General features: G+C 48.2%; 31 protein-coding genes. 28 read left to right on the plus strand and 3 right to left on the minus strand.

Annotated elements, in window-relative coordinates:
* Positions 1 to 25 precede the first annotated feature (25 nt).
* The 27 genes from ACZ5QV_RS11735 to ACZ5QV_RS11865 all read left to right on the plus strand — a co-directional run bounded on the left by ACZ5QV_RS11735 (position 26) and on the right by ACZ5QV_RS11865 (position 16,689).
* Entirely contained in the window at positions 26 to 1,438 is a 1,413-nt protein-coding gene (locus tag ACZ5QV_RS11735) for a PASTA domain-containing protein (RefSeq protein ID WP_464599976.1), read from the plus strand.
* 17 nt (positions 1,439 to 1,455) lie between these two features.
* Entirely contained in the window at positions 1,456 to 1,707 is a 252-nt protein-coding gene (locus tag ACZ5QV_RS11740) for a hypothetical protein (protein WP_464599977.1), read from the plus strand.
* A gap of 840 nt (positions 1,708 to 2,547) precedes the next feature.
* On the plus strand, positions 2,548 to 3,561 hold the full coding sequence (rpl3p, locus tag ACZ5QV_RS11745) for a 50S ribosomal protein L3 (RefSeq protein WP_464599978.1): 1,014 nt from the start codon (positions 2,548 to 2,550) through the stop codon (positions 3,559 to 3,561).
* A 6-nt stretch (positions 3,562 to 3,567) separates the two neighbouring features.
* On the plus strand, positions 3,568 to 4,329 hold the full coding sequence (gene rpl4p, locus ACZ5QV_RS11750) for a 50S ribosomal protein L4 (RefSeq protein WP_464599979.1): 762 nt from the start codon (positions 3,568 to 3,570) through the stop codon (positions 4,327 to 4,329).
* A complete protein-coding gene (locus tag ACZ5QV_RS11755; protein ID WP_464599980.1) occupies positions 4,326 to 4,574 on the plus strand; it encodes a 50S ribosomal protein L23 in 249 nt (82 codons plus the stop codon). Before rpl4p ends, ACZ5QV_RS11755 begins: the two co-directional genes overlap by 4 nt.
* A gap of 10 nt (positions 4,575 to 4,584) precedes the next feature.
* Complete coding sequence (locus ACZ5QV_RS11760; protein ID WP_464599981.1) at positions 4,585 to 5,301, plus strand: 50S ribosomal protein L2; 717 nt, start codon at positions 4,585 to 4,587, stop codon at positions 5,299 to 5,301.
* 16 nt (positions 5,302 to 5,317) lie between these two features.
* On the plus strand, positions 5,318 to 5,737 hold the full coding sequence (locus tag ACZ5QV_RS11765; protein ID WP_464599982.1) for a 30S ribosomal protein S19: 420 nt from the start codon (positions 5,318 to 5,320) through the stop codon (positions 5,735 to 5,737).
* 11 nt (positions 5,738 to 5,748) lie between these two features.
* The gene (locus ACZ5QV_RS11770; protein ID WP_464599983.1) at positions 5,749 to 6,204 is read left to right on the plus strand and encodes a 50S ribosomal protein L22; all 456 of its coding nucleotides are present in this window, start codon (positions 5,749 to 5,751) and stop codon (positions 6,202 to 6,204) included.
* A gap of 1 nt (position 6,205) precedes the next feature.
* Positions 6,206 to 7,147 carry a 30S ribosomal protein S3 gene (locus ACZ5QV_RS11775; RefSeq protein ID WP_464599984.1) on the plus strand — a complete coding sequence of 314 codons (942 nt, stop codon included), beginning with the start codon at positions 6,206 to 6,208 and terminating at the stop codon, positions 7,145 to 7,147.
* The gene (gene rpmC, locus ACZ5QV_RS11780; RefSeq protein WP_464599985.1) at positions 7,147 to 7,350 is read left to right on the plus strand and encodes a 50S ribosomal protein L29; all 204 of its coding nucleotides are present in this window, start codon (positions 7,147 to 7,149) and stop codon (positions 7,348 to 7,350) included. Before ACZ5QV_RS11775 ends, rpmC begins: the two co-directional genes overlap by 1 nt.
* On the plus strand, positions 7,340 to 7,672 hold the full coding sequence (gene rnp1, locus ACZ5QV_RS11785) for a ribonuclease P protein component 1 (RefSeq protein ID WP_464599986.1): 333 nt from the start codon (positions 7,340 to 7,342) through the stop codon (positions 7,670 to 7,672). The genes rpmC and rnp1 overlap by 11 nt, the downstream gene beginning before the upstream one ends.
* A gap of 6 nt (positions 7,673 to 7,678) precedes the next feature.
* Positions 7,679 to 8,008, plus strand: a complete 330-nt coding sequence (locus ACZ5QV_RS11790) for a 30S ribosomal protein S17 (RefSeq protein ID WP_464599987.1) — start codon at positions 7,679 to 7,681, stop codon at positions 8,006 to 8,008.
* A complete protein-coding gene (gene rpl14p, locus ACZ5QV_RS11795; RefSeq protein WP_464599988.1) occupies positions 8,005 to 8,403 on the plus strand; it encodes a 50S ribosomal protein L14 in 399 nt (132 codons plus the stop codon). Before ACZ5QV_RS11790 ends, rpl14p begins: the two co-directional genes overlap by 4 nt.
* A gap of 10 nt (positions 8,404 to 8,413) precedes the next feature.
* Positions 8,414 to 8,764: a 50S ribosomal protein L24 gene (gene rplX / locus ACZ5QV_RS11800; RefSeq protein ID WP_464599989.1), complete on the plus strand. Its 351-nt coding sequence runs from the start codon at positions 8,414 to 8,416 to the stop codon at positions 8,762 to 8,764.
* 13 nt (positions 8,765 to 8,777) lie between these two features.
* Positions 8,778 to 9,485: a 30S ribosomal protein S4e gene (locus ACZ5QV_RS11805; protein WP_464599990.1), complete on the plus strand. Its 708-nt coding sequence runs from the start codon at positions 8,778 to 8,780 to the stop codon at positions 9,483 to 9,485.
* Between the two features lie 4 nt (positions 9,486 to 9,489).
* Positions 9,490 to 9,987, plus strand: coding sequence for a 50S ribosomal protein L5 (locus ACZ5QV_RS11810; RefSeq protein ID WP_464602103.1), 498 nt, complete (start codon positions 9,490 to 9,492; stop codon positions 9,985 to 9,987).
* Positions 9,987 to 10,139 carry a 30S ribosomal protein S14 gene (locus tag ACZ5QV_RS11815; RefSeq protein ID WP_464599991.1) on the plus strand — a complete coding sequence of 51 codons (153 nt, stop codon included), beginning with the start codon at positions 9,987 to 9,989 and terminating at the stop codon, positions 10,137 to 10,139. Before ACZ5QV_RS11810 ends, ACZ5QV_RS11815 begins: the two co-directional genes overlap by 1 nt.
* A gap of 11 nt (positions 10,140 to 10,150) precedes the next feature.
* Positions 10,151 to 10,543 carry a 30S ribosomal protein S8 gene (locus ACZ5QV_RS11820; protein WP_464599992.1) on the plus strand — a complete coding sequence of 131 codons (393 nt, stop codon included), beginning with the start codon at positions 10,151 to 10,153 and terminating at the stop codon, positions 10,541 to 10,543.
* Positions 10,544 to 10,562: 19 nt separating this feature from the next.
* Positions 10,563 to 11,093 carry a 50S ribosomal protein L6 gene (locus tag ACZ5QV_RS11825; protein WP_464599993.1) on the plus strand — a complete coding sequence of 177 codons (531 nt, stop codon included), beginning with the start codon at positions 10,563 to 10,565 and terminating at the stop codon, positions 11,091 to 11,093.
* Positions 11,094 to 11,103: 10 nt separating this feature from the next.
* Positions 11,104 to 11,535 carry a 50S ribosomal protein L32e gene (locus ACZ5QV_RS11830; protein WP_464599994.1) on the plus strand — a complete coding sequence of 144 codons (432 nt, stop codon included), beginning with the start codon at positions 11,104 to 11,106 and terminating at the stop codon, positions 11,533 to 11,535.
* 2 nt (positions 11,536 to 11,537) lie between these two features.
* Positions 11,538 to 11,996 carry a 50S ribosomal protein L19e gene (locus ACZ5QV_RS11835; RefSeq protein ID WP_464599995.1) on the plus strand — a complete coding sequence of 153 codons (459 nt, stop codon included), beginning with the start codon at positions 11,538 to 11,540 and terminating at the stop codon, positions 11,994 to 11,996.
* Positions 11,997 to 12,024: 28 nt separating this feature from the next.
* Positions 12,025 to 12,546: a 50S ribosomal protein L18 gene (locus ACZ5QV_RS11840; protein ID WP_464599996.1), complete on the plus strand. Its 522-nt coding sequence runs from the start codon at positions 12,025 to 12,027 to the stop codon at positions 12,544 to 12,546.
* Positions 12,547 to 12,555: 9 nt separating this feature from the next.
* On the plus strand, positions 12,556 to 13,185 hold the full coding sequence (locus tag ACZ5QV_RS11845) for a 30S ribosomal protein S5 (RefSeq protein ID WP_464599997.1): 630 nt from the start codon (positions 12,556 to 12,558) through the stop codon (positions 13,183 to 13,185).
* Positions 13,185 to 13,646: a 50S ribosomal protein L30 gene (locus ACZ5QV_RS11850; RefSeq protein WP_464599998.1), complete on the plus strand. Its 462-nt coding sequence runs from the start codon at positions 13,185 to 13,187 to the stop codon at positions 13,644 to 13,646. Before ACZ5QV_RS11845 ends, ACZ5QV_RS11850 begins: the two co-directional genes overlap by 1 nt.
* A gap of 4 nt (positions 13,647 to 13,650) precedes the next feature.
* Positions 13,651 to 14,073: an uL15m family ribosomal protein gene (locus ACZ5QV_RS11855; RefSeq protein WP_464599999.1), complete on the plus strand. Its 423-nt coding sequence runs from the start codon at positions 13,651 to 13,653 to the stop codon at positions 14,071 to 14,073.
* A gap of 340 nt (positions 14,074 to 14,413) precedes the next feature.
* A complete protein-coding gene (gene secY / locus ACZ5QV_RS11860; RefSeq protein ID WP_464600000.1) occupies positions 14,414 to 15,892 on the plus strand; it encodes a preprotein translocase subunit SecY in 1,479 nt (492 codons plus the stop codon).
* Between the two features lie 149 nt (positions 15,893 to 16,041).
* Positions 16,042 to 16,689 (plus strand): adenylate kinase, encoded by a 648-nt coding sequence (locus ACZ5QV_RS11865; RefSeq protein ID WP_464600001.1) that lies wholly within the window; start codon positions 16,042 to 16,044, stop codon positions 16,687 to 16,689.
* 82 nt (positions 16,690 to 16,771) lie between these two features.
* On the opposite strand, the gene ACZ5QV_RS11870 is transcribed toward ACZ5QV_RS11865, so the two are convergent.
* Together ACZ5QV_RS11870 and ACZ5QV_RS11875 are read right to left on the minus strand one after the other, a co-directional pair.
* Positions 16,772 to 17,113, minus strand: coding sequence for a zinc ribbon domain-containing protein (locus ACZ5QV_RS11870; protein WP_464602104.1), 342 nt, complete (start codon positions 17,111 to 17,113; stop codon positions 16,772 to 16,774).
* Between the two features lie 12 nt (positions 17,114 to 17,125).
* Positions 17,126 to 18,004, minus strand: a complete 879-nt coding sequence (locus ACZ5QV_RS11875; protein WP_464600002.1) for an RNA-guided endonuclease TnpB family protein — start codon at positions 18,002 to 18,004, stop codon at positions 17,126 to 17,128.
* A gap of 408 nt (positions 18,005 to 18,412) precedes the next feature.
* Here ACZ5QV_RS11875 and ACZ5QV_RS11880 point away from each other — a divergent pair, with 408 nt between their 5' ends.
* Positions 18,413 to 18,691: a helix-turn-helix domain-containing protein gene (locus tag ACZ5QV_RS11880; protein WP_464600003.1), complete on the plus strand. Its 279-nt coding sequence runs from the start codon at positions 18,413 to 18,415 to the stop codon at positions 18,689 to 18,691.
* A gap of 59 nt (positions 18,692 to 18,750) precedes the next feature.
* On the opposite strand, the gene ACZ5QV_RS11885 is transcribed toward ACZ5QV_RS11880, so the two are convergent.
* Complete coding sequence (locus ACZ5QV_RS11885) at positions 18,751 to 19,332, minus strand: LbetaH domain-containing protein (protein WP_464600004.1); 582 nt, start codon at positions 19,330 to 19,332, stop codon at positions 18,751 to 18,753.
* Positions 19,333 to 19,800 lie beyond the last annotated feature (468 nt).

A 19,800-nucleotide genomic window follows, 5' to 3' on the forward strand; every position in this document is an offset into this window, starting at 1 on the left:
GACCAGAGAATTTCGGAGGGGCTGCATGGAAAATATCAAGGAACTCAGGACAGACCTGGTAAATTATAAAAAATCAAGAGGAACTGACGTCAGGACTTATACAAAGATTGAGACTCGTTTGAAGGACGTGGAACTTGAATTCGAAACCCGGGAGAAGGAAATTGCATTTCACAGGGAAAAATCAGCTAACTATCTGAGAGATTCCCTCCTGCTAAAACAGGAAAAGGACGCGCTTTCGGCCCAGGTGACCCTGCTCGCAAAGGAAAAAGGCAAACTCGAAGCCCGGCTTGGACTAATGCAGAGGGAGAGACCCACTCTCTCTTCGGCAAATCTGATTGGCACTTTTAAAACGTCCCTTTCTGAAATGAACCTGGGCCTGAAAAAAGCTCCTGAAAGGACAAAGTACCATGTAAGTAGCATGAATGTGAAACTCCGGGCCAACCTGGCTCTCGAAGGGACGGAGCTTAAGTTCCAGATGCCAAAAGCAGACGACATCATCCCCCCTGAGAACCTGAGCGAAATAGAGTTCACCCTTCAGGAACTTCCCGATAAGACGGGCTCATCCGGGTACAGAGAAGTCCCGGACCTTGCGGGACTCTCCCTTGAAGTCGCCAGAGACAAACTTGAGGAGGCCGGATTCAGTCTCGGGGAAGTGCTCGAAAAGGAAAGTAGGGGAGGGGTCCCACAGGGAACCGTACTTGCCCAGCTGCCTTCCGCCTATGCCCTGGCCGAAGCAAAGGCCCCGGTGGACCTGATCATATCCCGGCGCTCTTCCGTGAAGGTTCCGAATCTGCTCGGGCTTGAACTTGGAAGTGCAAAGGAAGTCATAGAAAAATCCGGGCTCAAAACAGGCCCGATAAAAAAGCAGGCAACGGACACAAAGCCCGGGATAATAATAGCCCAGAGCCTCCGGCCGGGGACGGATGTGGGGATCAAGTCCGGAATCGGCCTCGTGATCTCGGTGAAAAAACCCGTATTCCCTATAAAAGAAGTGGAAATAGAAAAAGAGATAGAAAAAGAACCAGGTGACCTGCGGGAAAAAGCTGAAGAAGAAAAGAAGACATTGGGGAAAGATACTCAACCCCCCCGTCCCATGCCTATTCGAAAAACTCCGGTCATCTCCAGGGTAGAAACCCCGGTCATTTCCAGAGTGGAAACCCCGGCTGGTGCAGGAAAGAGTACGAAAAAGGTCCCGAAACTGGTCGGTCTGCCGATTAAAAAAGCGCTTGATATTCTGGAACAAGAGGGCATTAAAGTCGGGAAAGTATCGAAAATCAATTCAAGAACAGCTCCTGAAACGGTGTTAGGGCAAAGCCCGAAAGCAGGGACAATAGCCAATCCGAAAATCCCCGTGGACCTGATGGTCTCGAAGGGAAGTTTAAAGCCCGGTAGTATCCTTAGGCCACAGGTATCTTCCAGATCAAGACGCCTGTCCTGATATATTTTGGAGGGGTCATGACCGTAGAAACCCACCTCATAAGGCTTTCTGATGATGCCACTGCCCCCCTGATCCAGGGGGTTCTTGCAGCGGTCCTCGGGCATGGGGGTAAAATCGAAATGGCGGCCGGAAGGGTAATTATCGCAAGTTTTGACAGCGCATACGCTGATAGAATTAGGAAAAAACCGGGTGTAAAACTGATAGGCGGGATAGGCTATCGGGGCCGGAAAATCCCGAAAATCGTAAAAAAAGTGACCCGTTCGGATTAAGTAATAGTAACATGCAGGGTTTTGCGGGGGCAGGTTCCCCCCGCAGTAATATATAGGCCTTTTTTTGGGGTTTACTAATGCACAGGTCTATTTTTCGAGTTCACTAATATACAGGCCCTTCGGGTCCATCCTTTGTTTGTGCCCCTGAAGAAAAATATTGAACACCATTTTTTGAATTACTCTCTTAATTATTCTTCAGCCGGTTCCTTTTTGTACAAAGCTTTTATATACTAGATATACAATGTAAGAGCGCAAAGTACTGTGAGAATAGTAGGAATAATCGGTATTCAGGTACATCGGTGCTTGAGATCGACAGCTTTGAGATAAACTTGAGACTTTGAAGATTATACTCCGGATTTCCGGGGGTAATTGAGCTTTTTGCTGTCCGTTACGGCAGAATACTCAGCATTGAAAACAATCCAGTGAGAAACGTCGGATCGACATGAGTGTCAAAGGGCCAATGCTTTGAAACGCCCGCTTTTGATGCCCCCAGGGGCGTTCGAAATCGCACGAAAATGCCAATTTTCGAGAAGATGCGTAAAAGTCATTGTATGTTTCAAATCAGGTCTTAACCGCCTGAGTTTGGTTCTACCGGGACGGTGGAACAGTTCCATAAGGAGATCCCGTTTTATACGGGCCTGCAGGAACTGTAAGCCTTTATACCAGATACCCGAAGGGATTAAGGTACGGGAGCTTTAAGGCTTTAGACTGCTCGAGGCATTTTGCCAGGCAGGTCTGGATACGCCCGGTAACGTTAGAGAACTCAGGAACAGGGTTTTTTTTCACTCATGTGCCGCCGGAGAGGCTGGCATTCCTATTGAAACATAACGGAGTAGAAATATGGCAGATATACACCGACCAAATCGAGGTTCTCTCGCATTCAGCCCACGTAAAAGGGCCAAGAGCCACATCCCGAGGTTCAGGTCATGGCCGGAAGCGGCAGGTGAGCCAAGACTGCAGGGTTTTGCAGGGTACAAGGTGGGTATGACCCACGTGATCATGATAGATGACGTGAAGCACAGCCTGACCGAAGGTACGGAAATCTCCGTACCTGTTACCGTGATCGAAACTCCTGCAATCCGGGTAGCCGCCATCCGAGCCTATGGAATGGACGCATACGGCGAAAAAGCACTCGCTGAAGTCTGGGCCACGGAACTGGACCCAGAACTTGAGCGCCGGATCATTGTGCCTAAAAGTGAAAGCAATGACGACTCCTTAGAAGAGCTCGGCAAGCTGATCGAAGAAGGCAAGGTTTCCGACATCAGAACCATTACCTACACCCTTCCGAAGAACCTTAGTGGAATTCCCAAGCAAAAGCCGGACATGATGGAAACCGGGATTAGTGCAGCGAACATCGGAGCCAAATTCGAGTACGCAAAAACTATCCTCGGAACCCTCGTGAAAATTACCGATATCTTCAAGAACGGCGTTCTTGTAGACACGGCCGCAATCACCACAGGTAAGGGGACTCAGGGTCCTGTCAAGCGCTGGGGCATCCAATTGCAGAAGGGGAAACACTCCCGTCAGGGCAGTCTCAGGCAGGTAGGAACCCTCGGACCATTCCACCCGGCCCGTGTATCCTGGCGTGTGCCCCAGATGGGGCAGATGGGATACCACCAGAGGACAGAATTCAACAAGCGCATCCTGAAAATCGGGACTGATGGCTCGGAAGTTACCCCGGACGGCGGGTTCATTAACTATGGACTTGTCAAGGGGGAATATGTACTTATCAAGGGCAGCGTACCCGGACCTTCCAAGAGACTTATCAGGCTCAGAGACCCTGTCAGGGCAAAGAAGGATGGCTTTGGCGAACCCCATATCCAGTACATAAGTAAAGAGTCCAAGCAGGGGTGATCTAAGATGGCTACAGCAAAAACCATAGACCTTTCAGGAAACGTTGTAAGAGACATTGAGCTCCCCGCCGTTTTTGATGAGGACTACCGGCCAGACCTGATCAAGAAGGCAGTGCTGGCAGCACAGGCAAACAGGCTCCAGCCTTACGGCCCCCGCCTCTACTCAGGAATGGACACCTCTGCAAGGTCCTGGGGTTCAGGGCGTGGAGTTGCCCAGATCCCGAGGCTTACAAACGGCAGCAGAGCTGCAAGGGTTCCTCAAGCAACAGGCGGAAGAAGAGCCCACCCACCAAAACCTGAAACCGACAGAAGCGAGAAAGTCAACACCAAAGAGCGTCGCTACGCGATCCGCTCGGCTATTGCAGCCACCGCAGACCCCATTCTTGTGAGCCTGCGCGGGCACGTCTACGAAGGCGAACTTCCAATCGTTGCGGACAACGCAATCGAAGGCCTTGAAAAGACAAAGCAGGTCATAGACTTCCTTGAAGCTGCAGGTTTATACAGTGATGTCATCCGGGCAAAGGAAGGCAGGCACATCAGGGCAGGTCGCGGAAAGCTCAGAGGCAGGAAATACAAGCACAGAAAGAGCATTCTGATCGTCACAGGGGAAGAGGCATCTATTACAATAGCTGCAAGGAACCTCTCCGGAGTGGACATTGTGACGGCGGAAAAACTCAACACTGAAATGCTGGCCCCGGGTACACACGCAGGGCGCCTGACCATCTGGACTGAATCCGCAATTGAGAAACTGGAGGGTGCATTCCAATGAATTCGATTAAGTATCCCTTCATAACAGAAAAAGCGATGATGCTGATGGACCAGAACAAGCTCCAGTTCATCGTGGACACTCGCTCGAACAAGCATCTGATTAAGGATGATGTCGAAAAACTGTACGGCTTCAAGGTAATCTCCGTACGGTCCATGACAACAATGAAGGGTCAGAAAAAAGCAATCGTCACTTTCGAAGAAACCGAAGCGGCACATGAGATTGCGACCCGAATAGGACTGATGTGAGGTGTGATGTATGGGTAAGCGAATCATATCACAGAACAGGGGTCGAGGCACCCCTACCTACAGGGCTCCCTCTCACAAGTATAAGGCAGAGCTTAAGCACCCTCGTGCAGATGACCATGTTACCCTGAAAGGGGAAATCATCGGAATCGAACACGACCCGGCCCGCTCCGCCCCTATCGCAAAGGTAGTCTTTGAAAACGGAGAAAAGTTCTTCATCATTGCCTCTGAAGGTATGGCAGTTGGAGCAGAGCTTTCCTGCGGAGATGAAGCCGAAATCAAGCAAGGCAACACTGTACCTATCGGAGAAGTGCCTGAAGGGTTTTTGATCTGTAACATTGAAGCAAAGCCAAATGACGGCGGCAAGTTTGTCCGTTCTTCAGGGGTTTACGCAACCGTTGTGACCCAGGAAGCTAACAGGACCGCAGTATCAATGCCTTCCGGGACTCTCAAATGGCTGAACCCTAGCTGCAGAGCGACCATTGGCATCGTTGCTGGTGGCGGCAGGGTAGACAGGCCCTGGCTCAAAGCCGGTAAGAAATATCACAAGATGAAAACAAGGGCTGCAAAGTACCCGAGAGTTTCGGGCGTTGCCATGAACCCAATTGACCACCCATTCGGTGGAGGTAACCGGAAGCACCCCGGTAAATCGACCACGGTTAGCAGAAACGCTCCCCCTGGAAGAAAAGTAGGGTTGATCGCAGCACGCAGAACCGGAAAGAAGCGCTGAACGAGGGGTATTAAATATGGCAAAGAAATCAGCATCAAGGTTACCGAAAAGAAAGGGTGAGTATACCTATCGCGGCATGACCATCGCTGAACTTCAGAAACTCAGCCTGGAGGAATTCGCCGAACTCCTGCCCGCAAGGGAGCGCCGCAGCATCAAGCGCGGGTTTTCCGACGGACAGAAGAAGGTCCTCCACGAGTTTAAGGAAGTTGCGGAAGGCAAGTCGGTCAGGACTCACTACAGGAATATGATTATCTTCCCCGAGATGATCGGAAAGATGGTAGAAATCTACAACGGGAAAGAATTTATCAGTGTGGAATTCCAGCCAGAAATGGTCGGACACCGCTTCGGAGAATTCTCCCCATCGAGACCAAGAGTTTCCCACGGAAGCGCAGGTGTCGGTGCAACCCGTTCAAGCAGGTTCGTACCGCTGAAGTGAGGTGAGACAGGATGGCAAAAGTTAATTATTCTGTTGAAATGGACCCTGAGAAAAGTTCCAAGGCAATGGGTTCAGAACTTCACATTTCCCCAAAGAAATCCCGCGAAATCTGCACTCATATCAAGGGCATGAAAATCGGGGAAGCAAGGAAGTTCCTTGAAGACGTGATCATTCTTAAAAAGGCAGTGCCTTTCAAGAGACATAACGATGGAGCTGGACACCGGAAAGGGCCCATGGCCGCCGGCAGGTACCCCGTCAACGCCTCGAAGGAAATTTTAAAAGTCCTCAAAAACGCTGAGAGCAACGCCGAGTACAAAGGACTGGAACCCAGTCAGATGTGCATCTCCCATGTGATAATGCAGCGCGGAAGAGTGATCCACGGAATTATCCCAAGAGCAAGAGGACGCGCCACACCCAAGAACACAGAAACAGTAAATATTGAGATGATCCTTTCCGAGGTGCTCTAAAATGGCAGTAGAGAAAAAGTTCGTCCAGGACGGGTACGTCAAAGCTTCCATGAACGAGTATTTCGCAGATCAGCTCAGCAGGGCTGGCTACGGCGGAATGGAGCTTAACAGGACCCCAATGGGGACCCAGATAGTTATCTATTCCGAAAAGCCCGGGATGGTAATCGGAAAGGCCGGAAAGGTCATTCGCAAGCTTACCCGTGATGTCGGAATCAAGTACAATCTGGAAAACCCGCAGATCGATGCTCAGGAAGTCAAGAGGCCGGAATTAAACGCTCAGATGATGGCATCCAGGCTTGCTTCCTCCATTGAGAGAGGCTGGTACTTCAGGAAAGCCGGACACAACACAATCCGCGCAATCATGAGTGCAGGAGCCCTCGGCTGTGAAATCGTAATCTCAGGCAAGCTCACTGGAGCAAGGTCCAGGGTCGAGAAGTTCGTGGACGGGCATGTCAAGCACGCCGGAAAGCCAGCTGAAGAACTTGTGGACCAGGGCTTTGCCGTGGCTGTCAAGAAGCTCGGAACCCTTGGTTGCAAGGTCCGTATCATCCACCCCGGGGTTGTCCTGCCTGACGCATTCAGGGTAAAGGACGCTTCGGAAGTTGTGGAAGATGCCCCTGTAGTGGAAGAAGCCGAAGTGGAAAAGGCTGTGGAAGCTGAAGCCCCTGTAAAGGCTAAAGCTAAAGCCGCAGAAAAAGTCACTGAAGAAGCTACCTCCAAAAAGGTAGCAGAACCTGAAGCCGCAGAAGAAAAGGTCGCAGAACCTGAAGCCGTAGAAGAAGAGGTCGCAGAACCTGAAGCCGTAGAAGAAGAAAGCGAAATCATTCAGGTTGAAGGTTCCGACGAGCTCCGCAGACAGATCGGCGGGGTCTGGCAGCACAAGCATGAGAGCTACGACTACTGGCATCCCATGGCAAGAGTGCATAAGGAGGCTAAGGACTGATGGCTATCCTGAGACCCAGTGACATCCGGAACATGACTCCAGAGGAAAGAGCTGACGAACTGGAAAAACTGAATAATGACCTTATTCGGGAACGTGCCCTATCCTCTGCTGGCGGGGCGCCGGACAACCCGGGCAAGATCGGAGAAGTCCGAAGAACCATTGCCCGGATAAAGACAATCCAGAACGAGCTAAATGATATCTGATGTGGAAATCTTACCTTCGAACCTGATCTATCACGAACTGATAGGTCTTTTCGTCAAGGTAGTCAATTCCACCAATTCATCATTGATCGGAATCCAGGGCTCTGTGATCGACGAGACAAAAAACATGTTTCTCGTTGAAACTTCACAGGCCCGGGAACTTATGATCCCGAAAGCGGGGACGGAATTTATATTCCGGATTCCCGCCAAGCTCTCTGAAAAAGGCCGCAGATCCGATACATTCGTTAAGGTTCAAGGAAACCTTTTGCTCTCACAACCCGAAAATCGGATAAAAAGCATAAAGAAACTACGTAAATGGGGCTGAAAGCTTATGGCTAGAGATATTGGATTAAACATACCGGCGCCATCTGAAGAATGCGAGGACGTTAACTGTCCTTTCCACGGAACACTCCCTGTCAGGGGTCAGATCCTTGTAGGGACCGTGGTCAGCAGCAAGATGGATAGCACGGTAGTTATTGAAAGGCAGCACATGAAGATGGTGCCAAAATATCAGAGATACGAAAAAAGGCGTTCGAAGATTCACGCACACAACCCACCCTGCGTCGGTGCAAAGGTAGGCGATATCGTTACAATCGCAGAATGCCGTCCGATTAGCAAATCCAAATCATACGTGGTGGTTAAGGCGGAGGTTCCGCAATGAGGGGTATTCGCTCAAGCATTCCGCGAGCCCTCAACGCCGGAGCCAAGATTCCCTGTGTGGACAACACAGGGGCCAAGGTGCTCGAGATTATTTCCGTTAAAAAATACCGTGGTGTCAAGAACAGAATGCCCCGGGCGGGTATCGGGGACATGTGCGTTGTTTCCGTAAAGAAGGGTACACCTGAGATGAGAAAACAGATTCTCTTCGCAGTGATTATCCGGCAGAAGCAGGAATTTCGCCGCCCGGACGGGCTGCGGGTCTGCTTTGAAGACAACGCAATGGTAATCACAGACGAAAACGGTATTCCCAAAGGGACCGATATCAAAGGCCCTATTGCAAGGGAAGCTGCGGAAAGATTCCCGAAGATCGGAACTACCGCATCCATAATTGTCTGAGGTGACAGGCATGGTCTCAAAACAGCCAAGAAAGCAGAGAAAAGAAAGGTACAACGCACCTCTCCACAAGCGGCAGAAATACATGGGTTCCAGGCTCAGCGACGAGCTTAGCAAGGAATACGGAACCCGGAGTGCCGCTGTCATCAAAGGTGACACGGTAAAGGTCATGCGCGGGGATTTCAAGGACAAGGAAGGAAAAGTCCAGTCCGTATCCCTTAAGGACGGAAAAATTGCGGTCGACGGAGTTATTTCCACCAAGGTGGATGGAACTGAAGTCCCAAGACCGATTTATCCCTCCAATGTCATGATCATGAAACTGGAAATGAAAGACCCGCTGAGAGCGTCGAGTATTAAGAAGTGAGACAGGTGATTCTGTGACACACCAGAAACGATTATCTATTCCAAAAAGCTGGAAATTCGGCAAAAAATCTAATAAGTGGGTCACCGCTACCCGGTCCGGACCACACAACAGAGCGCACAGTCTTCCTCTCGGAGTTATTATTCGAGACGTTCTCAAGCTTGTGGACAACCGCAAAGAGGGTAAAAGGATCCTTGCAGAAAGCAAGATCCTTGTAGACGGGATTCCCAGAAAGGACGTAAAATTCCCTGTAGGGCTTTTTGACGTCATTTCAATCCCCCCCATGGACGTTGCGTACAGGGTACTTCAGGATGAAAAAGGGCGTTTAACCCTTCACAAACTGAGTGAGCCCGGGGCCAACAAACTGTGCAGGATTGACAACAAGACCACCATCACAGGTGGAAAAACCCAGCTCAATCTGAACGACGGGACAAACATTCTCGGATCCAACGATTACAATACAAAGGACTCTTTGATCCTTTCCATTCCTGACAAGCAGGTCGTAAAGCACCTGGTGTACAAGGTCGGAAACCTGGCAATGGTCATTGGCGGCCAGCACTCAGGGGAAATCGGCACTATCAAGGAAATCAGGGAAGTTAAGAGTTCCAAGCACAACACGGTTCTGATTTCCGGAGACAAGGAATTCGAAACCATTGAGCCTTACGTGATCGTAATTGGCGAAGATAAACCCGAGATCAAGCTCGGAGGTGAGTCTGTTGAGTAATCCGATGCGAACTCCTATGGTCGAAAAGGTTATTGTCCATATGGGCGTCGGTGAAAGCGGACAGCACCTGGTAGATGCGGAAAATATCCTCAGGAAAATCACCGGTCAGGAAATCGTAAGGTGCTTTGCAAAGAGGACTCTTCCGGCTTTTAGCATTAAGAAAAGCGAACCCATCGGATGTAAGATTACTCTGAGAGGCCCCACGGCCCAGGGTTTCCTGGAAACCGCTTTCGGCATCATCGAAAAGAAGGTCCAGAGGTATCAGTTTGACGCCCTCGGGAACATTTCATTCGGGATTGAAGAACACACGGACTTTCCAGGTATGAGATACGACCCGAAGATCGGGGTCTTCGGAATGGACGTGACCGTTGTTATCAAGCGCCCGGGAGAAAGGATCAACAAAAGGAGAATTGCAAGGCACAAGGTTCCTACCTCCCACAGGCTTACTGTAGACGATGCGGTTGCTTTCCTGAATGAAAGTTATGGCGTGGAGGTCGAATAATGGTTCAGACTAAGAAGAGCTTTGGAAGAGGCGCGAACGAATGCAAACGCTGCGGCAGGAAACAGGGCCTGGTCCGGAAATACGGTATTTACCTCTGTCGGCACTGTTTCAGAGAAATGGCCCACGAAATGGGCTTCGAGAAATATTCATGAGGTGAAAAAAAATGGTATTATTGGATCCTCTTGCAAATGCCCTTACCACAATCAAGAATGCTGAAGTTGTTGGGAAAAGTTCCTGTGTAATCAGGCCTGCCTCAAAAACAATCGGTAACGTGCTCAATGTTATGCAGGACCTCGGGTACATTGGCGAGTTCGAGTTAATTGATGACGGGAAAGCTGGCATTTATGAAGTGAGCCTTGTGGGAAAGATTAACAAGTGCGGAGCAATCAAACCCAGGTATTCCGTAGGGACTGAAAACTTCGAACGCTGGGAAAAGCAGTTCTTGCCTGCAAAGAACTTCGGAGCTTTAATTGTGACTACCTCAAGTGGAGTCATATCCCAACACGATGCCCGTGAGAAAAAGATCGGCGGGCAGCTTCTTGCGTATGTATACTGAAACTCGGGAGGGAAACTGAATGGCAAAAGAACTTGCAAAAACAATAGCTATTCCCGAGGGAGTAAATGTTTCCTATACTGGAAATGTCTTTATCGTAACCGGGCCCAAGGGGTCAGTTGAAAGACAAATTTGGTATCCGGGGATAAATGTTCAGATCACGGATTCCGAAGTTCTTGTGGACTCTGCAATCACCAGAAGAAAGCAGAAAGCCATGGTCGGGACCTTTACCTCTCACATCAACAACATGATCAAAGGCGTAACAGACGGTTTCGAGTACAAGATGACTATTGTCTACGCTCACTTCCCAATGCAGGTCAAGGCCGCTGGAAATGTGTTTACGGTCGGGAACTTCCTTGGAGAGAAAAAGCCAAGGACCTCAAGTATTCTTGGGGAAACCAAGGTAAAAGTGAGTGGAAGCGAGGTCGTTGTTTCCGGAATCAACAAGGAAGACGTCGGGCAGACTGCGGCAAATATTGAGCAGATGACCAAGATCAAGAGATTCGATCCGAGGGTTTTCCAGGATGGAATCTACATTGTAGAGAAGGCCTGAAGGTGTCATTATGGTAGAGCAGATTAACGAAAAGGAAGTTTCCGCCCTTGAAATGGACCCTGAATCCAGGCGTTTATTCAACGTAAGAAAGGTCCAGAAAGGGAAGAAGCCCCAGTTTAAGAGAACCTGCAGCCACAAGTTCAAGAGGCTCGACTCTAACTGGAGGCGTCCCAGAGGTCTGCAGGGCAAACAGCGCAGAAAATACAAGGGGAAAGGTACCGTAGTCCAGGTAGGATTCGGTAGCCCCGTTGCTGTAAAGGGCCTGCACCCGTCCGGCTATGTGGATGTACTTGTTGCAACCACAGGTGACCTTGAACTTGTCGATCCTGCCTTTGAGGCTATAAGAATCTCTGCCACAGTAGGGGCAAAGAAGAAAGCCTTAATCCTGGAAAAGGCCGGAGAGCTTGGCATCAAGATACTGAACCCGGGAAGGGGTGAATAAATATGGCAGATCTTTCCAACCAGAGGAAGATTGCTTCCAGTGTCTTTGACTGCGGGCTTGACAGGGTCTGGCTTGACCCAACTGCTGAAGAGGAGATCTCTTCCGCAATCACAAGGGAAGATATCCGCGGCCTTATTGCAAACGGCACTATCAAGGCAAAAGCCGTGAAGGGTGTCAGCAGAGGCCGGGCAAGGATTAGAGACGAAAAGCGCAGGTACGGGCACCGAAAAGGACAGGGTTCCAGAAAAGGTAAGAAAGGAGCCCGTAGCCCGAGTAAAGAACAGTGGATAAGGAAGATCAGGGCTCTCAGAAGAAAGCTCAAGGAACTTCGTGCCGAAGACAAGCTTGAAAAGTCCGTGTACTGCAAGCTGTACCGGAAGGCAAAGGGCGGAGAGTACAGGAGCGTTGCTCACCTTGAGGCGCACCTTGAGTCCGAAAAACTGATCAAGAAGGTAGAATAATGCTTTTACTTACGTGGAGGAGCTAAGAATGGCTACAGGACCAAGGTATAAGGTTCCGTTCAGAAGAAGAAGAGAGGGACGCACAAATTACCATATGCGTCTTAAACTGCTTCTTTCAAAGCAGGACCGTGTGGTCGTAAGAAAAAGTACCAGGAATATGCAGATCCAGTTGGTAGCTCCAACCCTTGAAGGGGATTTAACCTATTCATCAGCCGTTTCCACCGAGCTGGCAAAATTCGGTTACACCGGACCTACAGGAAACACAACGGCTGCATATCTTACAGGGCTTTTATTCGGCTTAAAGAGCTTGAAGAACGGTTACGAGGAAGGAATACTGGACATAGGCCTGCAGGCTTCGTCCCGTGGTTCCAGAGTCTATGCCGCGCTCAAAGGCATTGTAGATGCCGGTTTTGAAATTCCCTGCGACCCGGATGTGTTCCCGTCTGATGAAAGGATCAGGGGAGAACATGTTGCTGAGTACAGGGAAGGTTCGGACCTTCCGGAGCAGTTTGAAGCAACCAAAGAAAAAATCTTTGCTGAATTTAATTAAGGTGATTGAATGAGATACGAAGATGAATGGGTTCCAAAGACAAGGCTAGGGAAGCTGGTTGTCGATGGCCAGGTTGCTACAATGGAAGAGGCAATCGAGTCCGGTCTTCCCATCAGGGAACCCCAGATTGTGGATATGCTGCTTCCGAACCTGGAAGACGAAGTGCTTGACATTAACATGGTCCAGAGGATGACTGACTCCGGCCGCCGTGTTAAGTTCAGGGCAACCGTGATCGTCGGAAATGGAGACGGTTACGTGGGGCTCGGGCAGGCAAAGGACGTGCAGGTAGGGCCTGCAATCCGCAAGGCAATTGATGCTGCAAAGCTCAACATTACTTACATCCGCCGTGGTTGCGGGTCCTGGGAATGTGCCTGCGGGCTGCCGCACACCGTACCTTACACAGTTAGTGGAAAGGCCGGAAGTGTCACCGTAACCCTCATCCCCGCCCCAAGAGGTCTTGGAATTGCAGCAGGTAACACTGCTACCAAGGTGCTTGAAAAAGCAGGTATTAAGGATGTCTGGACCAAGACTTTCGGGACTACCAGGACTACCCTCAACTTCGCAAAGGCAACCTTTGAAGCCCTGCGCAATGTCAATGTCATGAGGCTGCCTGTAAATTACAGTATGGAGGAAGCCTGATGTATGCAGTAGTCAGGGTTCGTGGCCCGGTAAATGTCCGTCATACCATTGAGGACACAATGAAGATGCTTCGCCTGCACAGGGTAAACCACTGTGTGGTTGTGCCGGAAGACACCCATTACAAGGGCATGGTCCAGAAAGTCAAGGACTATGTTGCATATGGAAAGGTGGACGCAGAGACCGTTGCCGAGATGCTTAAAAACCGCGGTAGACTTGAAGGCGGAGCCTGCCTGACCGAGGAATACGTGAAGGAGAACTCGGATTACGAGTCCATTGACGCCTTTGCGGAAGCTTTGGTGGAAGGAAAGGCAACGCTCAAAGACATCCCCAAGCTTAAACCGGTCTTCAGGATGCACCCTCCCAGAAAAGGACATGCAGGCATGAAAAGGACTGTACAGCAGGGCGGCGTACTTGGAAACCACGGGGAAAACATCAACGTGCTCCTGAACAAGATGAGGTGAGTTTATGGATACTAAAAAGTTCAGAGGTACCAGGACCTGTGGTGGCGGCACCAGCAAGAACAGACGTGGGGCCGGAAACCGTGGGGGCCGTGGGAGAGCCGGTGGATGCAAACACCATTTCGTCAGAGCCATGCAGAGGGGCTACAGCTATGGAAAGCATGGCTTCAAGCTCCCTGCAATAGTGTCAAAGGACGTTTCTATCGCGAACGTCGGGGAACTGGACGAACTTGCTCCTTACCTTGTGGAAGAAGGGCTTGCCAGGTTCGAAGACGGGATCTACCATATCAATCTTGAGGATATCGGGATTGAGAAGGTACTCGGAAGCGGACGTGTTACCAGAAGTCTGTCGATAACTTCAGATGAATTTTCAGTATCTGCCCGCGCCAAGATCGAAGGCGCAGGTGGAAACTGCATTGAAGCCGAATAAGTGCCCGCAACGAAATAACCTATGCAATTTAGCATTCATTACAATTTCGATTGGCTACCTTGATCTTGAAAATCAATACATCCAATAGAAATTATGCATAGGTTATTCAGTGACGAGTCCTAAGTAGTGTCATTTCTGACATTACTTTTTTCTTATATTTCGGCATTACTTTTTCATACTAGATGTGCTATATAGCAAATGCTACATGTAAAAATTAATTTGAGCAATGCGAAAATACAGCAATGCTTATAATGTGCAGATGCGAAAGATAGCAAACCTACGTGAGGGAAATAACGTACAGGTAGGTTAAATAATTGATATTTTGAATGGTGTGTAATCGATGACTCTCAGGGATACGCTGGAACCGCTTTTTAATAGGTTACCTGCAGTTGCAAGTCCGGAAAAGCATGTTCACTTCAAAGATAAACTCTGGTGGACGCTTGGGATTCTGATGCTGTACTTTGCTCTTGCGAATGTACCGCTTTTCGGGATGTCCCAAAATTCGATCGACCTTTTTGAATCATACCGTGCATTCTTTGCCGGGGCCTCAGGTTCTTTGATCCTTCTCGGTATCGGGCCAATCGTCACGGCATCTATTGTTCTGCAGCTCCTCGTTGGGGCGGATATTATTAATCTTGACCTTTCGGATCCCAGAGACCAGGCTTTCTTTCAGGGAGCTCAAAAATCCCTTGTCTTTGTTATGATTCTTCTGGAAGCTCTGCCGCAACTTCTTGGCGGATATATCCAAGCGGACGAAGGACTTGCCATAGCTCTTGGTATACCCCTGGGAGTGATTACACTCTTCCTTCTGGTCCAGATCTTCATTGGAGGCGCTCTGGTCCTTTTCATGGATGAAGTGATCTCTAAATGGGGTATTGGGTCAGGTGTGGGGCTTTTCATTGTAGCGGGAATCTCTCAACAGCTTGTGGCAGGGATCTTTAATTGGCAACTTGACACCAGCGGGCTTCCCGTAGGGTTGATCCCGAAATGGATCTATATCGCGCAGAATGTCGGGGCTGATTACCTATTCTCAGGAGAGGGCCTGATGTTCCTTCTGGTAAAGGGAGGAATCCTGGCACTTTTGAGTACTGTAATTATCTTCCTCCTCGTGGTCTTTGTGGAAAGTACGAGGATTGAAATTCCACTTGCCCACAGTGCGGTAAGAGGGGCCAGAGGCCGCTTCCCGGTGAAGCTTATATATGCTTCAGTTCTTCCCATGATCCTTGTAAGGGCGCTTCAGGCCAACATTCAGATGATTGGGATTCTGCTCTATGGACGCGGGATTACCATCCTGGGAGAATTCAGTGGCTCAAAGCCGATTAACGGGATCATGTATTATCTGGCTCCGATCCACAGCCCCTATGATTGGGTTCCTTCTCTTGTGAAGGAATCGTTCGCAGGCTACGGGATGGCGTCTCCGGCGATCTGGCAGATAATCCTGCACGTATCTATGGATGCCGTCATGCTGATCGGAGGAGGTATCATCTTTGCCCTCTTCTGGATCGAGACCACGGGCATGGGTGCAAAGCCGACCGCTCAGAAAATCTTCAATTCCGGGATGCAGATTCCGGGGTTCAGGCGGAACATCGGCAGTATTGAAAAAGTTATGCAGCGCTATATTCCGAAGGTAACCGTTATTGGTGGGGCCTTCATCGGGCTTTTGACCCTGGTCGCAAGTCTGCTCGGTACTCTCGGTAGTGCCGGAGGGACAGGGCTTTTGCTTACGGTGAGTATCGTCTACCGTCTCTATGAGGATATCGCCTCGGAACAGATGATGGAGATGCACCCCCTGATGAGGTCGTTCTTCGGGGAACAGTGAGACGTTCTCCGGGACAGTCAACTACCCCACGAAAGCAGTGGGGTTTCCTGCCTGTCTCATGAACGCATAGTCAACTACCCGTTAAATCTAAAGATTTAACGGGTTTTTTGTTTTTATAAAAAAAATCAACGAAAAATGGGGATTTTTGAATGAATGTTATACTATTCGGGCCCCCAGGTGCAGGAAAAGGCACTCAGGCCAAAAAACTGGTTGAATTCTACAACATCCCGCAAATTTCAACAGGAGACATCCTGCGAGCAAATTTAAGAGAAGGAACCGAACTCGGCCTTGCCGCCAGGGAATACATGGACAAGGGTGAGCTGGTCCCCGACGAAGTATTGATCGGGATTATCAAGAATCGCCTCAAGGAAGAAGACTGCGAAAAAGGCTTTATGCTGGACGGCTACCCGAGGACAGTACCCCAGGCCGATGCTCTTGCCGGAATCTTGGTGGAGATTGAAAAGCCAATCGATGTCGTCCTTAACTTCGAGGTCCCGGATGAGAACCTTGTTTCAAGGATCGCCGGCAGGCTCATGTGCAAATGTGGCGCAAGTTATCATAAGACCTTCAACCCTCCAAAAGAAGACGGCATCTGCGATGCCTGTGGGGCCGAGGTCTACCAGAGGGCTGACGATACTGAGGATGCTGTCAAAAACCGCCTCGATGTCTACAAGAACCAGACCCAGCCCCTCATTGACTACTATGAGGAAATGGGCATTTTAAAGACTCTCGACGGCACGAAAGATATCGATGTGGTTTTTGAGGACATCAAGTCAATTCTGGCAGAATTCGCCTGATTTTCTCTTTTTTTCTTTTTTCTTTTCCGGATCGTTGTTTTCGAATTTTTTCCACGCATGCTATGAAAAGTACTAATTAGTATCACAAACTATTATGAATTTGTGATATAAACTGTTCTTTGTATAGTGGATTAACACTAACAGGGTGAAGCACAACACCCTCTATCCCCTCTACAAAGGCATTAGGGATTGCTTTTCTAATCATATTATATGCTGCATTGACATCAGCGTTAAGAAGAACTCCCGTGGCACTTCGGAAAAGCCCTCTTTTGACCCGTTTTCCGAGATATTCTTCATGGTGTTCCATTAGCTCATTATCAAGGAAAGAGCATTTGCTTGTATAGGACTCTTCGATCCGTTCAACCGAAATTCCAACCTCTCCAGCCTTGTACTCGACCATTGAAATAAGGGTACTGTGGGGGATCTGAGCAAAATTCTAATTATTTTTCTTGCCCATGTTGGTTTTCTGTTTCCAGAAAGGGTTGCTTCCGATAATGATATTCTCCACGTTCATTTCCAGAGCATAGTTGATTATTGCCCTGCTCAGTTTGTGGAGTACGTCTTTAATCCGTGAGTTTCGTTTATGGGTAAGTACTTCTACACCCTTTCCGGTCTTTATCTCATGTTTCTCATAAGTGCTCTGGAGCTTTGCTTTCTGCTTGTTGTAAAACTGGTTTACTGACTTGGCAACCCCGCCCTTAACAATAATTGGGTTTTCTCCAAAATTGTTTGCAATAGTTGCAAGGTTGACAACTCCAAGATCAATTCCCAGGACTCGACCGGAAGTAAGAGGTATGGGATCTTCGATTTCTTTTTCAAAAACAATTTCACAGGTGTATCCTGCGTGTTTTGGAATGATCCTGACTTCTCTCAAATTAGTATCATCAGGAAGTCTTGTCTGGATGGATAACGGAACTACTTTGGGAAACTTGAGCACTCCGTCTTTGATACTGACCTGCTGATTTGTAAAAATTAACAGGTATTCCCCGTTTTTTTCCAGGTACTTTGGAGGCTTTGGTTTGCCTGTGAAAAGTTCAGGATTCTTTTTGTAAGATTTTAAAGCTTCGAAAAAAGATTTCCAGTTACGGTCAAGTACTTTTAGAGTCTGTTGAGCAGATTTAGCAGGAAGCTCTTTGTAAGGCTCAGAGGCCTTCACAAGCCCATAAAGTTTATTGTACCTGATCCATTTTCCGTTATTGAAGAACTCCTGTCTGATAATATAATCAGAGAAGTTATACAGGTTTTTGGATTTATGGCACAAATCCCCTATTTCCCTGGAATGAAACTGGATTTGCTCAACACGTTTAATTATCAATTTGGCTCGACCTCGATTTCTAATCTTTCTTCTTTTCTTTTACTTTAATGCTTCATGGAATAGCAATGGAGCATTGAAATTATTTCGTCAAATATTTCTGATGCTTAATGTATTTCTTGATACCTTTAGCAGATTGAGCACTTCTTTTGCTTTTATAGTGGATACAATATAATTTATTATGGATACTAATTATATCTATTGGGTACTTTTACGTACTATACCATTTTACCCTGAATCCCTGCAGGGTAAATGTTTTAATATTTTTTCATATACACTCATGTTCAGTTAACTATCCCACATGCTAGCCTTCAGCTGTTGAGGAAGAAAACTTTCCGCCTGAGAGTTAAATTATAAGTATTATGTGGCGGTTCACTTTCATCAGTCATCAGGACGGATTCGATGGAAAATATGACTGAAAATTCAATCAATGAAATGCTCAGGTGGATTATTAGCGTTGACCGCCGGTTGGTAATTATGGAATCCATGAAAAAGCATACCGTGGTAAAAGCTTCGGATATTGCCCATGAGACCCACAGGTCAACCCAGAATATCAGCCATGCTCTGAAAGAACTTGAAGACAGGGGCTTAATCGAATGTTTGACCCCCGAGAAGACCACCTGGAAAAAATACATTCTTACCGATGCAGGTAAACAGGTTCTGGAAAAACTGGTGGAAAAATATATCTGATTATTTTTCCCGGTTTGTTCTGAGTCTTCTTTTCTGTTTATTTTCTGTTTATTTTCTGTTTATTTTCGGTTCTTCTTTTCTTTCTTTCGGTTCTTCTTTTCAGCCTTTTCCAGTTCCCTGTAACCCTGTACAAGCTCGATATTTGCCTCAATAACCTTTTTTTTAAATTCAGCCAGCTTTTCAGTCAGTTCTTCAAGGTTTAAGCTATCGTTCTGGTAGTTAAGGGTCGTCCCGTCCGGGACTACCCTGCGGGAGGGAATTTCAACTCCACGGACTGTGGAATTGTGGAGAACCAGGGAATCACTCCCAATTACGCAGTCAAAGACCACGGCCCCGAAGCCGACAAAGCAGCCCTCTCCTATCCTGCAGGGCCCGTGAACTATACAGCCGTGAGCAAGCGAACTGCTGCCGTCTATGAGGACTTCCGAACCTGCAAGGCCGTGGACCACCACATTGTCCTGTACATTGCAGTTCTTTTTGATTACAATGGACGAACCCGGCTCATCCGCCCTTATGACGGCATAAGGGCCCACAAACACGTTGTCTTCAATGGATACCTTTCCAATTATGACCGCGGTTTCGGATATCCAGGCTTTTTTGCTTATTTTAGGGTACTGTTTTTGGGGATTTTGAGAAATCATCGGGATTCGGCCTCCTCTCTTCTTCATGCCGGAAAATTTGCTATAATTTCGGTCCTTTTTTGACCAGGTGTTAACTCTGAAGCTTGATATGATAAATTATGACAAATTATTTAAATATATTTCCTGAATCCGGATCATATTTAAAAAATTATGGCCGCAGGAAAACTGTATAATTAATGTTTAATGGGGACGAAATGGCTGATGAGCTTATTCATTGCAGGCAGGGCCTGTGAGCATGGTTAATATTGTACAGGACTTCAAATCATTATCTTTATCTATATAAAACAGGATATATATTTGAAAAAAGAAAAGCTTTGATTAAATATGCTAGTGGAAGAAAGCATATCTCCGGATTCCAGCCTATCGAATTCGGAGGAAAATATGCGGGGCCGGGACAGTGGGGGAAATTCTAAGATAATGGAGTTGAAAATATTCCGGAAAAGCGAGGCAGAGAATCCGTAAAAGGGG

It is taken from the genome of Methanosarcina baltica (genome assembly GCF_055394095.1).

Coding starts and splice junctions, on each gene's coding strand:
- ACZ5QV_RS11885 (WP_464600004.1), bottom strand. CDS start 19,332: ATGATTTCTCAAAATCCCCAAAAACAGTACCCTAAAATAAGCAAAAAA.
- ACZ5QV_RS11855 (WP_464599999.1), top strand. CDS start 13,651: ATGGATACTAAAAAGTTCAGAGGTACCAGGACCTGTGGTGGCGGCACC.
- rpl4p (WP_464599979.1), top strand. CDS start 3,568: ATGGCTACAGCAAAAACCATAGACCTTTCAGGAAACGTTGTAAGAGAC.
- ACZ5QV_RS11770 (WP_464599983.1), top strand. CDS start 5,749: ATGGCAAAAGTTAATTATTCTGTTGAAATGGACCCTGAGAAAAGTTCC.
- secY (WP_464600000.1), top strand. CDS start 14,414: ATGACTCTCAGGGATACGCTGGAACCGCTTTTTAATAGGTTACCTGCA.
- ACZ5QV_RS11825 (WP_464599993.1), top strand. CDS start 10,563: ATGGCAAAAGAACTTGCAAAAACAATAGCTATTCCCGAGGGAGTAAAT.
- ACZ5QV_RS11810 (WP_464602103.1), top strand. CDS start 9,490: ATGCGAACTCCTATGGTCGAAAAGGTTATTGTCCATATGGGCGTCGGT.
- ACZ5QV_RS11880 (WP_464600003.1), top strand. CDS start 18,413: ATGACTGAAAATTCAATCAATGAAATGCTCAGGTGGATTATTAGCGTT.
- ACZ5QV_RS11845 (WP_464599997.1), top strand. CDS start 12,556: ATGAGATACGAAGATGAATGGGTTCCAAAGACAAGGCTAGGGAAGCTG.
- ACZ5QV_RS11865 (WP_464600001.1), top strand. CDS start 16,042: ATGAATGTTATACTATTCGGGCCCCCAGGTGCAGGAAAAGGCACTCAG.
- ACZ5QV_RS11850 (WP_464599998.1), top strand. CDS start 13,185: ATGTATGCAGTAGTCAGGGTTCGTGGCCCGGTAAATGTCCGTCATACC.
- ACZ5QV_RS11735 (WP_464599976.1), top strand. CDS start 26: ATGGAAAATATCAAGGAACTCAGGACAGACCTGGTAAATTATAAAAAA.
- ACZ5QV_RS11815 (WP_464599991.1), top strand. CDS start 9,987: ATGGTTCAGACTAAGAAGAGCTTTGGAAGAGGCGCGAACGAATGCAAA.
- rnp1 (WP_464599986.1), top strand. CDS start 7,340: ATGATATCTGATGTGGAAATCTTACCTTCGAACCTGATCTATCACGAA.
- ACZ5QV_RS11830 (WP_464599994.1), top strand. CDS start 11,104: ATGGTAGAGCAGATTAACGAAAAGGAAGTTTCCGCCCTTGAAATGGAC.
- ACZ5QV_RS11760 (WP_464599981.1), top strand. CDS start 4,585: ATGGGTAAGCGAATCATATCACAGAACAGGGGTCGAGGCACCCCTACC.
- ACZ5QV_RS11835 (WP_464599995.1), top strand. CDS start 11,538: ATGGCAGATCTTTCCAACCAGAGGAAGATTGCTTCCAGTGTCTTTGAC.
- rplX (WP_464599989.1), top strand. CDS start 8,414: ATGGTCTCAAAACAGCCAAGAAAGCAGAGAAAAGAAAGGTACAACGCA.
- rpl3p (WP_464599978.1), top strand. CDS start 2,548: ATGGCAGATATACACCGACCAAATCGAGGTTCTCTCGCATTCAGCCCA.
- ACZ5QV_RS11840 (WP_464599996.1), top strand. CDS start 12,025: ATGGCTACAGGACCAAGGTATAAGGTTCCGTTCAGAAGAAGAAGAGAG.
- rpl14p (WP_464599988.1), top strand. CDS start 8,005: ATGAGGGGTATTCGCTCAAGCATTCCGCGAGCCCTCAACGCCGGAGCC.
- rpmC (WP_464599985.1), top strand. CDS start 7,147: ATGGCTATCCTGAGACCCAGTGACATCCGGAACATGACTCCAGAGGAA.
- ACZ5QV_RS11765 (WP_464599982.1), top strand. CDS start 5,318: ATGGCAAAGAAATCAGCATCAAGGTTACCGAAAAGAAAGGGTGAGTAT.
- ACZ5QV_RS11790 (WP_464599987.1), top strand. CDS start 7,679: ATGGCTAGAGATATTGGATTAAACATACCGGCGCCATCTGAAGAATGC.
- ACZ5QV_RS11755 (WP_464599980.1), top strand. CDS start 4,326: ATGAATTCGATTAAGTATCCCTTCATAACAGAAAAAGCGATGATGCTG.
- ACZ5QV_RS11775 (WP_464599984.1), top strand. CDS start 6,206: ATGGCAGTAGAGAAAAAGTTCGTCCAGGACGGGTACGTCAAAGCTTCC.
- ACZ5QV_RS11820 (WP_464599992.1), top strand. CDS start 10,151: ATGGTATTATTGGATCCTCTTGCAAATGCCCTTACCACAATCAAGAAT.
- ACZ5QV_RS11740 (WP_464599977.1), top strand. CDS start 1,456: ATGACCGTAGAAACCCACCTCATAAGGCTTTCTGATGATGCCACTGCC.